The following is a 12,157-nucleotide window of genomic DNA, read 5'->3' as shown; positions in this document are numbered from 1 at the left end:
CACGTCGGCCGGTGCGGCTCAGCTCTCCGCGGCGACGGGGGCGGGGAGCGGCGTCGGGCTCGGCTCCTTGCGTCGGGTCGGAGCGGTGTCGGCGTCCAGGTCCGGTGCGGGAGCGGGGCCGGGGGCCGTGTCGACGGCCTCGATCGTCTCGATCCCGGGGGCCGTCGCCGTCCGGCGCTCGGGCAGCAGCTCCAGGACCGCCCGCCGGTGCGCCTCGCTGGTCGCGTCGTCGTACGGGTCGGGGGTGGCCGGCACCTGGAGGCGGAGCACCGGTCCGGCGCCGAGACGGGCGTAGCCGCGGCCCGGCGGGACGTCGGGCACCGGGGTGGTGTGCGGTGCGGCGCCCAGCACCGCCGCGATCTGCTCCGGCGAGGCCGGGCCGAGCACGATCCGCGCCCGGGTGTGGCTCCGTACCGTCTCGCCGAGCGCCTCCACGCTGTCGAACTGCTCGGCCACCACGACGGTGACCTGCGCGGCCCGCCCATGCCGCAGCGGCACCTGAAGCAGGTCCTGCGGGTCCGGCCGGCCGTCGGCGGCCGCCAGGTGGCCGAGCACGCTGGGCCGGTCGAGCACGATCCACAGCGGCCGTCGGGTGTCCTCCGGCGCGGGGCGGCCGGCCTGCCGGGCGCGGTTGGCGGCGATCAGCCGCCGCTCGGTCTCGTGCGCGGCCCATTCCAGGCTGGTGAGCGCGCCGGAGAGCCCGCACTCGACGGCGAGCACGCCGTCCCGGCCGACCAGGCAGGCGTATTCGCCGGTGCCGCTGCCCTCGACGATCAGGACGTCGCCGTGGGGGAGGGCCTGGAGGGCGATCGAGCGCAGCAGGGAGGTGGTGCCGCTGCCGGGCTGGCCGACGGCGAGCAGGTGCGGCTCGGTCGAGCGGGGACCGGTGCGCCAGACGACGGCCGGGGCGTCCTCGGTGCCGTCGGAGGCTCGGACCGGCACGGTCCGCTGCACGGCGTCGGCGTCGGTGAACCCGAGCACGGTCTCGCCGGGCACGGTCACGAAGCGCTGGGCGGCGATGGTGGTGGGCAGCGCGGGCAGCACGCGCATGGTGAGCCGGTTGCCCTCCTCGTCCCAGTCGAAGAGGTACTCACGTCCACGCCCCGACTTGGCGTGCAGTAGATGCTCGATCCGGGCCCGGGCGGCCGGCTCGCCGTCGGTGAAGTACGGGGGGTAGGAGATCCGCAGCCGGGTCAGGCGGCCGTCGTCGTCGAAGGCGTGGTCCGCGAACGCGGCGCTCCAGTCGCCGCCGTGGGCGAAGAGCGGCTCGGGGTCCTCGGGCAGCGACAGATACGGCACCAGAGCCTCGTAGAGGCCCTTGAGCCGGGCGATCTCGGCGTCGTCGGGCCCGGTCTTGACGACCGGGCGCTCACGTCCCTGCCAGGCGGCCGCGCCCATCACCGCGACGAGGGCGAGCAGCGGTCCGTACGGCACGAGGGCGACGACCAGGACGCAGGCCGCGACCAGGAACAGCGTGGGACCGCGCCGCTCCTTGGGGGTCGCGGCCCACTTGGCGCGCGCGGTCGCGGCCAGCTTCCGCAGACCACGCGAGATGGTGATCAGCGGATGGAGCACGTCGGTGGCGCTGTCGGCGGCCGTGCGCGCGATCTCTCGGCTGCGAGCGATCTGTGCGCTGCCGCTGTTCAGGATGCGGGGGAGTGGTCGCCGGGCCACGTCGTACTCCTGGAGTGGTGGGAGGGGATGGGGGGCGTCAGAACTTGATCCCGCCCAAGAGGCTGGCGAGGCTCTGGCCGCCCGCGGTGATGCTGGGGGCGATCGCGGTGCCCGCGAGGTAGAAGCCGAAGAGCGCGCAGACGAGGGCGTGCGAGGCCTTGAGTCCGTCCTTCTTGAAGAACAGGAAGCAGATGATGCCGAGCAGGACGACGCCTGAGATGGACAGGATCATGAGGTGTTCTCCTGGTTGAGGGGACAGTCACCATGAGTCCTTCCAAGTTCACAGCAAGTATCTATGTGATTAAAGGTGCATATGGGTGAATGGCGGGCGATTTCACTTGACCGGCGGATGCCGGGGGTTCTCCGGGTGGCGAAACGCGCCGGGTGCGGTAGTGCGACGGCCCGGCCGCGAGCTGCGGTGATCCTTGCCGCGGACACGCCCCCTCATGTCGTCCGACGGGCAGTACCCTGTCGATTCACTCGTACGGCCGCGCCCGCCGTGCGCGGGACAGGCAAGAGAGGCAGGACACCACGATGAGCGAGCACGAGGCCCCGGACCCCGAGGTCGTCGAACTGGCCTCCAAGGTCTTCGACCTGGCGCGCACCGGGGACGCGGTGACCCTGGCCGCCTACCTCGACGCCGGTGTCCCGGCGAACCTCACCAACGAGAAGGGCGACTCGCTCGTCATGCTCGCCGCCTACCACGGCCACGCCGCGGCGGTCACCGCCCTGCTGTCCCGGGGCGCCGACGCCGACCGCGCCAACGACCGCGGCCAGACCCCGCTCGCCGGCGCCGTCTTCAAGGGCGAGGACGCGGTCGTCCGCGCCCTCCTCTCCGGCGGGGCAGATCCGGAAGCAGGGACTCCGTCCGCCGTGGATACGGCACGGATGTTTGGGAAGGCGGAACTGCTCGAGCTCTTCGGAGCCCGGTGAACAACGGCTGAACCCCAGGTGAGACGGCGCCGTAAATGTGGTCGCGGTGGCGAAATGGGTGGGTCATCATGACGTCGGGCCCGCAGGGGGCCACCGACGAGAGGCAGAGGAAGATGGTCACTGGCAAGCGCAGGACGACAACGGGCGGCCCGACATGTTGCCGCACGGCCTAGGCGAACAGCCTGACCCGGTTCACCCCGGTTTCCCCCGGTCGTGTCGACAGCTTGATGTGAGGCGTCTTCCATGTTCGATCCAGTCATAGCGCCGAGCGGCACCCTGCTCGGTCTGCTGCAGAGGGGCCGCGGCGACGGCACCCTCCACGCGCTCGCCGCGCCACGTGCCGAGGCCCTCGCGGCCCTCAACCACTGCGTTCTCGACGACCCCCGCCACGACTGGCAGGTCGAGAACCGCTCGCTCTACTACGCCCGGCTCTACCTCGACCTCCACGGAGGCCTGGACGAGATCGAGGCGCATCTCTTCGGCGCCGAGGACCACCTCGACACCGAGGAGTCCAGGACCGGGCTCGCGCTCGCCGTCCTCGGCCACCTGGCCTCCTACGGCCGCCATGACGCCCTGCTGCTCCTGCGGCGGTACGCCGCCGCCGGGACCAACTGGGCCTGGGCCCTGGACGAGCTCGCCCTGCGCGACGACGACGCCGGCCTGCGCGCCCTCGCGCTGCCGGTGCTCGCCCGCTTCCCGGCCACCGCCGAGGGCGAGGCCGAGCTCGCCGCCACCGTCCGCGACGCCTTCGAGCCGCGGCCCTGGCGCCTGTGGGCCGAGGACCCGCGCGAGTCCGTCGGCGCCCGGATCAGGGCCGCCCGCGAACAGGGCTCCTTCGACCGCTGGCAGCGGCAGCTCCGCCCCACCGGGCCCCGGCCCGGCTGGAGCGTCCAGGCCGTCCTGGACTGGGCCCAGGAGGGCCACGAGCGCGGCGCCGAGCTGCACGGGCCCGCCGCCCGCTGCCTGGTCGCCGTCGCCGGACCCGAGGACCGCGAGACGATCCTCGCCGCCGCCGGCAGCGGCCCCGACGGCGCCCGCTGCGCCGCCCTGCACTACCTCGCCGAGTCACAGGACCCCGCCGTCCTCGACCTCGTCGAACGCGCCGTCCTCGACGGCTCCCGCACCGTCGCCGACGCCGCGGTCGCCGCGTACCAGCGGATGAGCGGCGAGGCCGCCGTCGACCGCGCCCGCGGCTGGATCCACCGCCCCGACGCGCTCGGCTCGGCCGCGGCCGGAACGCTCGCCCACCGCGGCGGCACCCAGGACTCCCCCCTCGTCCTGGGCGCCCTCCGCGAGACCGTCCGTTCCCAGGGCCCCGACGCCCCCGCCCTCTACCCGCTCGTCGACGGCGCCGGCCGCCTCGGCATCGCCTGCGCCGCGCCCGTGCTGCGCCACATCTACCGCGAGACCGCCTCCTCCCAGTTGCGCGGCCGCACCGCCCGCGCCCTCGCCGCCACCGACGCCGGCTTCGCCACCGGTTTCGCGGTCGAGTGCCTGTGGGACTGCGAGGAGACCACCCGCGAGCTCGCCGCACTCCACGCCGAGACGGGCGACGTACGCGTCGCCGAACGCCTGCGCCGCCTCGCCGCCGACCCCGCCGAGGAGGCGGAGGTCCAGACGGCCGTACGCAACCGGATAGGACCGGACCTCGACCTCCAGGTCTGACCTCCCCGCGTGAGCCGAACCGGGGGCGGCCGCCGACGGCCGCCCCCGGAGACCGGCAACGCGGTCGCGTGGGACCCGGAACGCGGTCGCGCCGGGGCAAACGCTCATGGGACGTTCCCCGGGCGTCCAGATCCACTTTGACGGGGACACGCCGAGCGCGACGACAACACCCGTATGCGTGTCGTCATCGTCACCGAGTCCTTCCCGCCCGACGTCAACGGTGTGGCGCACTGCGCCCTGCAGACCGCCCACCACCTGGCCCGCCGTGGGCACGACCCCCTGGTCGTCGCCCCCGCGGTCCCCGCAGCGGCCATGGGACCGGACGCCGACGCGCCCTGCCCCGTCGTCCGCGTGCCCTCCCTCCCGCTGCCCGGCTATCCGCAGGTACGGGTCGCCCTGCCCAGCCGGCGGGTGGCCGCCGCGATCACGGCGCACCGCGCCGACCTCGTCCACCTGGCGAGCCCGTTCGTCCTGGGCGTGCGCGGGATGAGCGCCGCCACCCGCCTCGGACTGCCCGCCGTCGCCGTCTACCAGACCGACCTCGCCGGCTACGCCCGCACCTACATGGGCGCGGGTGAGGCCGCCGCCTGGCGCCGCCTGCGGGCGGTGCACGGCGCCGCCGACCGCACCCTCGCGCCGTCCACCGCCGCCGTACGGGACCTCCGGGCCCACGGCATCGGGCGGATCCGGCTCTGGCGGCGCGGAGTCGACACCGAACGCTTCCGGCCCGCGCTGCGCGACCCGGTCCTGCGCCGTGAGCTCGCGCCCGGCGGCGAGACGATCGTCGGCTACGTGGGGCGTCTCGCCCCCGAGAAGCGCGTCGACCTGCTCGCCGGGGTGTGCGGACTGCCCGGCGTACGGGTCGTGGTCGTCGGCGACGGCCCCAGCGAGCCGGGGCTGCGGGCCGCGCTGCCCGGAGCCGTCTTCCTGGGCCGCCGCACCGGGGCCGACCTGGCCCGGATCTTCGCCTCGCTCGACGTGTTCGCCCACACCGGACCGTACGAGACCTTCTGCCAGACCGTGCAGGAGGCCATGGCCGCCGGCGTCCCCGTCGTCGCCCCCGCCGCCGGCGGCCCCCTCGACCTGGTCGTCCACCGTCACACGGGCCTCCTCGTGCCACCCGAGGACCCCGACGCCCTCCGCGACGCCGTCTCCTCCCTGACCGGCGCGCCCGCCCTGCGCGCCGCCTACGGAAGAGCCGCCCGGGCCGCCGTCGAACGCCGGACCTGGGAGGCCGTCGGCGACGAACTGATCGGCCATTACGGGGACGTGCTGCGCGCACGGACGGCGGTGGCGGCATGAACGCGGCCCACGGTGTCCGGCAGGCACCCGTATCCGTATCCGTGTCCAGTCCGGCACCCGTATCCGCACCCGCACCCGCACTCGGTCCCGTCGCGGGCGGTACGGGCGCGCCCGTAGGCGATCGCCCGCTCAGGATCGTCCGGCTCGCCAACTTCGTCACCCCGACCTCCGGCGGGCTGCGCACCGCTCTCGACCAGCTCGGACGCGGCTATCGCGACGCCGGGCACGAGGCCGTGCTCGTCGTGCCCGGCGACGTGGCGAGCGACGAGGAGACGGCCCAGGGCCGGGTGATCACCCTCCCCGGGCCGGAGATCCCCGGCACCGGCGGCTACCGGGTGCTCGCGGACCGCCGGCGGCTGCGCCTGCTCCTGGAGGAGCTCGCCCCCGACCGGCTGGAGGTCTCCGACCGGACGACCCTGCGCTGGACGGGGGAGTGGGCCCGCCGCGCCCGGGTGCCGTCGGTCATGGTGTCGCACGAGACGGCCGACGGGGTGCTCCGCACCTGGGGCGTGCCCGCCGCGGTCGCGGCCCGGGCGGCCGACCGACTCAACCGCCGCACGGCGTGGGCCTACTCCCGGATCGTCTGCACCACGGAGTGGGCCGAGCGGGAGTTCGTACGGATCGGCGCGCGCAACGTCGTCCGCGCTCCGCTCGGCGTCGACCTGCACCGCTGCCGCCCGGGACGCCGCAGCACCGTCCTGCGGGCCCGGTACGCGGACGGCGAGCGGGTGCTGCTCCTGATGTGCTCCCGCCTCTCCGTCGAGAAGCGGCCCGGCACCGCGCTCGACGCCCTCGCCGAGCTGCGTGCCCTGGGTGTACGAGCCGCCCTCGTCGTCGCCGGCGAGGGACCGCTGCGGGGCGCCCTGGAGCGCCGGGCGCGGGAGCGGCGGCTCCCCGTGCGGTTCCTCGGGCATGTCGCCGACCGCGAGGTCCTCGCCGATCTCCAGGCAGCGGCGGACGTCTGTCTCGCCCCGGGACCCGCCGAGACGTTCGGGCTCGCCGCCCTCGAAGCCCTCGCCTGCGGCACCCCCGTCGTCTGCAGCGCCTCCTCCGCCCTGCCCGAGGTCGTCGCGGACGCCGGTGCCTGCGCCGCCGACGACCCCGTCTCCCTCGCCCGGGCCGTCCGCACGGTCCTGGCCCGACCGGAACCCCAGCGCCGCACGTCCGCCCGCGCCCGTGCCGAGCTCTTCTCCTGGCCCCGCGCGACCGCCGCCTTCCTGACGGCGCATGACGCGACACCGGCCGCCCCCGCGGCCAGGGCGTCGCGGGAGACACCCCGATGACGGGCGGGCAGGGCCGGGCGTGGCGGAGGGCGGCCGGGCCGGCTGGGACGGCTGGGGTGGTTGGGGTGGTTGAGGTGCCTGAGTTGGCCGGGGTAGCCGGCACACCCGTGGTGCCCGGGATACCCGCGCCACCCGAGATGACTGGGGTACCCGGGGCGCCCGGGACCGGGCCGCTGCCCCCCGGGGCCACCCGCGCGGCTTCTGGTCCGGTGTCCGACGGTCCGGTGTCCGACGGTCTGGCGTCCGGCGATATGGCGACCGGCTGTCTGGCGTCCGGCGGCCCGGTGTCCGGCGGTCTGGCGCCCTGCGCCGGGGCGGCCCGCGGCCCGGCATCCGCCGGCCCTGCGCCCGCCGGCCTGTCGTCCAGCGGTCTGGCGAGCGGCGGTCCGGCTTCCTGCGGCCTGGCGGCTGCCGACCTGGCGCCCGCCAGTCCGGCGCCCGGCGGTCTGGCGCCTCGCCGTCCGACGTCCTGCGGCGGCGCGTCCTGCGGCGGGGCGTCCGGCAGTACGGCGCCGTCCGGTCTGGCCTCCGCCGACCTGGCGCCCGCCGGCCCGGCGCCCCGCAGCCCGGCATTCGCCGACCTGCCGCCCTGCGGCCTGGCATCCGCCGTCCCGGCGCCCATCGCGGTCACTCGCGCGGCTCCCGGCCCGACGCCCGGCGGTCTGGTGCCCGCCGGTCTGGCGCCCACCGTCCCGGCATCCGCCGACCTGGCGCCGACCGGCCCGGCGCCCACCGTCCCGGCGCCCGCCCGCCCGGCCCCCACCCCACGTCCGGCGCTCATCGCGCCGCCCGTCACCCGGTTCGTGGTGCTCGGCGACTCGCTCAGCGAGGGCGTGGGCGACCCGGTCGGTGCGCGGTGGCGGGGGTGGGCCGCGTTGCTCGCGGAGGGGTTGCGGCCGGGTGGGGAGGGGGTCGTCTTCACCAACCTCGCCATCAGCGGGGCGCAGAGCCGGGACGTGGCCGAAATCCAACTGCCGAGGGCGCTGGCGCTACGCCCCCAGCTCGCGTCCGTCGTCGTCGGCGTCAACGACACCCTGCGCCGCACCTTCGACATCGGACCGCTCGCCCGCCGCCTCGACCGCGTCTGCGGCGAACTCTCCGCCACCGGCACCGTCCTGCTCACCGCGTGCCTCCCCGACCCCGGACGGATGCTCGGCCTGCCCGCCGCCCTCGCCCGGCCGCTGGCCCGGCGGCAGCGGGCGGTCAACGCCGTCGTCCACGCGCTCTCCGCCCGGTACGGCGCCGTCCACCTCCATCTCGACGATCCCGGCTGGACCGAGGACCGCACCCTGTGGAGCGCCGACCGGCTCCACCCCGGCGAGCGCGGCCACCGCGCCGTCGCCGCAGCCTTCCACCGGCTCCTCCACGACCGCGGCCTCGCCCACGGCACACCGCCGTCCCGCGAACCCGAACAGCCTCCGCCCACCCGTACGGACGCCCTGCTCTGGCTCGCCACCGCCGGGACCGCCTGGGTCGTACGCCGCTGCGGCGACCTGCTGCCGCAGCTGCTCCTGCTCGCCGCCACCGAGCTGCGTCACTCCGCCACCGGAACCGGCACCCGGCTCGACGCCCGCGCCGAGCACGCCCTGTCCCGGGCCCTCGCGGCCACAATGGGGGAATGACCGGACGCTGGGAGTTCTGGATCGACCGCGGCGGCACCTTCACCGACATCGTGGGCCGGCGTCCCGACGGCCGGCTCGTCACCCGCAAACTGCTCTCGCACGACCCGGCCCGGCCCCATGACGCCGCCGTCGCCGGAATCCGGCTTCTCCTCGGCCTCGGCCCCGACGAAGCCGTCCCCGCCGAGCGGATCGCCGTCGTCAAGATGGGCACCACCGTCGCCACCAACGCCCTGCTGGAGCGGCGCGGCGAGCCCACCGTCCTGCTGATCACCGCCGGCTTCCGCGACGCCCTGCGCATCGCCTACCAGAACCGGCCCCGCATCTTCGACCGCCGTATCGTGCTGCCCGAAGCGGTGTACGCGCGGGTGATCGAGGTCCCCGAACGGGTCGACGCCCACGGCCGGGTCGTCACGCCTCTCGACGAGGACGCCGTCACCGCCGCCCTGGCCGGCGCCCACCGCGACGGACTGCGCTCCGCCGCCGTCGTCCTGATGCACGGCTACCGCCACATCGCCCACGAGACCCGCGTCGCGGCACTCGCCCGCGCCGCCGGCTTCACGCAGGTCAGCTGCTCCCACGAGGTCAGTCCGCTCATCAAGCTCGTCCCACGTGGCGACACCACCGTCGTCGACGCGTACCTCTCGCCGATCCTGCGCCGGTACGTCGACGAGGTCGCCCGTGAACTCTCCGGCATCCGGCTGATGTTCATGCAGTCCAACGGCGGACTGCGCGAGGCCGCCCACTTCCGGGGCAAGGACGCCGTCCTGTCCGGCCCGGCCGGCGGCGTGGTCGGCATGGCCCGCACCTCCGAACAGGCCGGCTTCGACCGGGTCGTCGGCTTCGACATGGGCGGCACCTCGACGGACGTCTCGCACTACGCGGGCGAGTTCGAGCGGGAACTCGGCACGCGGGTCGCCGGGGTGCGGATGCGCGCCCCCATGATGAGCATCCACACCGTCGCCGCGGGCGGCGGCTCCGTCCTCCACTACGACGGCCGGCGCTACCGCGTCGGGCCGGACTCAGCCGGAGCCGTCCCCGGACCCGCCTGCTACCGCCGCGGCGGCCCGCTGACCGTCACCGACGCCAACGTCATGCTCGGGCGGATCCAACCGGACCACTTCCCCGCCGTGTTCGGGGAGCACGGCGACCAGCCGCTCGACGCCGACGTCGTCCGCACGCGGTTCACGGCGCTCGCCGCCGAGATCGGCGGCGACCGCCGCCCGGAGGACGTGGCCGCCGGCTTCCTGGAGATCGCCGTCCTCAACATGGCCAACGCGGTCAAGAAGATCTCCGTCCAGCGCGGCCACGACATCACCCGTTACGCCCTCACCTGCTTCGGCGGCGCCGGCGGCCAGCACGCCTGCGCCGTCGCCGACGCCCTGGGCGTCGACACCGTCGTCGTACCGCCGCTCGCCGGGGTCCTCTCGGCGTACGGGATCGGCCTCGCCGATGCCACCGCCATGCGGGAGCAGTCCGTCGAGGCCGCACTCGACGACCCCGGCACCGCCGACGACCCCGGCACCGCCGAGGCGCCCGGCACCGCCGAAGACCCCGCCACCGCCGAGCGGGTCACCCGGCTCTGTGCGGAACTCGCCGACCGGACCCGCGCCGAACTGCGCGCCGAGGGACTGCCCGACGAGGCGATCACCACCGCCGCGCGCGTGCTGCTGCGTTACGCCGGCACCGACGCGAGCCTCCCCGTACCGCTCACATCCGCAGATACGATGAAAACCGAGTTCACAGCCGCGCACCTGCGACGGTACGGCTTCACCACGGACGCCCCTGTCGTCGTCGAGGCCGTGTCCGTCGAGGCCGTCGGCACCACAGGACCGCACGGCCCCGTCGTCGTCCCCCAGGCCGCTCGTGAGGGCGCCCTCACGCCCCGGGCGACGGTCACCACGTACAGCGGGGGCGAGCCGATGCCGACCCCGCTGTACCGGCGGGAGGACCTGCGCCCCGGCGACACCGTCGACGGCCCCGCCATCCTCGCCGAGGACGACGCCACCACACTCGTCGACCCCGGCTGGCGCGCCACCGCCGCCGAGGGCGGCCACCTCCTGCTGCGCCGCGTCACCCCCCGCCCCGCCCGCACCGCCGCCGGCACCGACGTCGACCCCGTCCTCCTGGAGGTCTTCAACAACCTCTTCATGGCGATCGCCGAGCAGATGGGCGTCCGCCTGGAGAACACCGCCCACTCCGTCAACATCAAGGAACGCCTCGACTTCTCCTGCGCCCTGTTCGACCCCGACGGCAACCTCATCGCCAACGCCCCCCACATCCCCGTCCACCTCGGCTCCATGGGCGAGTCCATCAAGGAGGTCCTGCGCCGCAACGCCGACGACCTGCGCCCCGGGGACGCGTACGCCATCAACGACCCCTACCACGGCGGCACCCACCTTCCCGACGTCACCGTCGTCACACCCGTCTTCGACGACACCGGCACGGACCTGCTGTTCCTCGTCGCCTCCCGCGGCCATCACGCCGAGATCGGCGGCATCACCCCCGGCTCCATGCCCGCCTTCAGCCGCACCGTCCACGAGGAGGGCGTCCTCTTCGACAACTGGCTCCTCGTCCGTGACGGCAGACTGCGCGAGGCGGAGACCCGGGCGCTGCTCACCGGCGCCCCGTACCCCTCACGCGATCCGGACACCAACCTCGCCGACCTGCGCGCCCAGATCGCCGCCAACGAGAAGGGCATCGAGGAACTCCGCAAGGCCGTCGACCAGTTCGGCCTCGACGTCGTCCACGCCTATATGCGGCACGTCCGCGCCAACGCCGAGGAGTCCGTCCGCCGCATCGTCGCCGGACTGCGCGACGGCTCCTGCCGCTACGAGACCGACGCCGGCGCCGTCATCCAGGTCTCCGTGCGCGTGGACCGCGAACGGCGCGGCGCCGTCCTCGACTTCACCGGCACCTCCCCGCAGCTGCCGGGCAACGCCAACGCGCCCACCTCCGTCGTCCTGGCCGCCGTCCTGTACGTGTTCCGCACCCTCGTCGACGACGACATCCCGCTCAACAGCGGCTGCCTGGAGCCGCTCGACGTGCGCGTCCCACCGGGCTCCCTGCTCGCGCCCCGCTACCCGGCGGCCACCGTCGCCGGCAACGTCGAGACCTCCCAGGCCGTCACCGGCGCCCTCTACGCGGCCCTCGGCGTCCAGGCCGAAGGCTCCGGCACGATGAACAACGTCACCTTCGGCAACGACCGCGTGCAGTACTACGAGACGGTCGCCTCCGGCTCCGGCGCGGGCGAGGACTTCGCCGGCGCCGACGCCGTACAGACCCATATGACCAACTCCCGGCTCACCGACCCCGAGATCCTGGAGTGGCGCCTCCCGGTCCGGGTCGACGCCTTCGCCGTGCGGGACGGCAGCGGCGGCCGCGGCCGCCACGACGGCGGAGACGGTGTCGAGCGCCGTATCCGCTTCCTGGAACCCATGACGGTCGCCCTGCTCACCGGCCACCGCCGCGTCCCGCCGTACGGCAGGGCGGGCGGCCTGCCGGGCGCGCTCGGCGTCGACACGGTCGAACGCGCCGACGGCAGCGTCGAGCGGCTGGAGGGCGTCGACACCACCGACGTCGGCCCCGGTGACGTCCTCGTCGTCCGCACCCCGGGCGGCGGGGGCTACGGCCCGCCCGAGGACGACAACCCGTCCACGGCGGGCGACCGGGCCCGCTGAC

General features: G+C 75.2%; 8 protein-coding genes. 6 read left to right on the top strand and 2 right to left on the bottom strand.

The genetic code is table 11. The features are described 5' to 3' along the window. Positions 1-18: 18 nt before the first annotated feature. Both ACFY7C_RS31380 and ACFY7C_RS31375 read right to left on the bottom strand, forming a co-directional pair. Positions 19-1,674, bottom strand: coding sequence for a hypothetical protein (locus tag ACFY7C_RS31380; protein ID WP_389657072.1), 1,656 nt, complete (start codon positions 1,672-1,674; stop codon positions 19-21). 37 nt (positions 1,675-1,711) lie between these two features. Further along, a complete protein-coding gene (locus tag ACFY7C_RS31375) occupies positions 1,712-1,906 on the bottom strand; it encodes a hypothetical protein (protein ID WP_128976945.1) in 195 nt (64 codons plus the stop codon). Between the two features lie 302 nt (positions 1,907-2,208). On the opposite strand from ACFY7C_RS31375, the gene ACFY7C_RS31370 reads away from it, so the two are divergent. The 6 genes from ACFY7C_RS31370 (at position 2,209) to ACFY7C_RS31345 (ending at position 12,156) form a co-directional block, all read left to right on the top strand. Next, on the top strand, positions 2,209-2,607 hold the full coding sequence (locus ACFY7C_RS31370; RefSeq protein ID WP_389657069.1) for an ankyrin repeat domain-containing protein: 399 nt from the start codon (positions 2,209-2,211) through the stop codon (positions 2,605-2,607). Positions 2,608-2,850: 243 nt separating this feature from the next. Then, positions 2,851-4,272, top strand: coding sequence for a HEAT repeat domain-containing protein (locus tag ACFY7C_RS31365; RefSeq protein ID WP_389657066.1), 1,422 nt, complete (start codon positions 2,851-2,853; stop codon positions 4,270-4,272). A gap of 174 nt (positions 4,273-4,446) precedes the next feature. Continuing rightward, on the top strand, positions 4,447-5,574 hold the full coding sequence (locus ACFY7C_RS31360; protein WP_389657063.1) for a glycosyltransferase family 4 protein: 1,128 nt from the start codon (positions 4,447-4,449) through the stop codon (positions 5,572-5,574). 134 nt (positions 5,575-5,708) lie between these two features. Next, positions 5,709-6,857 carry a glycosyltransferase gene (locus ACFY7C_RS31355; protein WP_389658122.1) on the top strand — a complete coding sequence of 383 codons (1,149 nt, stop codon included), beginning with the start codon at positions 5,709-5,711 and terminating at the stop codon, positions 6,855-6,857. Positions 6,858-7,636: 779 nt separating this feature from the next. Then, the gene (locus ACFY7C_RS31350) at positions 7,637-8,479 is read left to right on the top strand and encodes an SGNH/GDSL hydrolase family protein (RefSeq protein ID WP_389658119.1); all 843 of its coding nucleotides are present in this window, start codon (positions 7,637-7,639) and stop codon (positions 8,477-8,479) included. Beyond that, positions 8,476-12,156, top strand: a complete 3,681-nt coding sequence (locus ACFY7C_RS31345; protein ID WP_389657060.1) for a hydantoinase B/oxoprolinase family protein — start codon at positions 8,476-8,478, stop codon at positions 12,154-12,156. The genes ACFY7C_RS31350 and ACFY7C_RS31345 overlap by 4 nt, the downstream gene beginning before the upstream one ends. The last annotated feature ends 1 nt before the right edge of the window (position 12,157 follow it).

Origin of the sequence: Streptomyces sp. NPDC012769, assembly GCF_042901205.1 — a bacterium.
Taxonomy (GTDB): Bacteria; Actinomycetota; Actinomycetes; order Streptomycetales; family Streptomycetaceae; genus Streptomyces.
The sequence above is the reverse complement of the archived record's forward strand: the minus strand, read 5'-3'. Positions and strand labels throughout refer to the sequence as shown.

Bases quoted from the DNA above. Each gene is read 5' to 3' on its own strand.
- ACFY7C_RS31375 (WP_128976945.1), bottom strand. From the start codon at position 1,906: ATGATCCTGTCCATCTCAGGCGTCGTCCTGCTCGGCATCATCTGCTTC.
- ACFY7C_RS31370 (WP_389657069.1), top strand. From the start codon at position 2,209: ATGAGCGAGCACGAGGCCCCGGACCCCGAGGTCGTCGAACTGGCCTCC.
- ACFY7C_RS31365 (WP_389657066.1), top strand. From the start codon at position 2,851: ATGTTCGATCCAGTCATAGCGCCGAGCGGCACCCTGCTCGGTCTGCTG.
- ACFY7C_RS31360 (WP_389657063.1), top strand. From the start codon at position 4,447: ATGCGTGTCGTCATCGTCACCGAGTCCTTCCCGCCCGACGTCAACGGT.
- ACFY7C_RS31345 (WP_389657060.1), top strand. From the start codon at position 8,476: ATGACCGGACGCTGGGAGTTCTGGATCGACCGCGGCGGCACCTTCACC.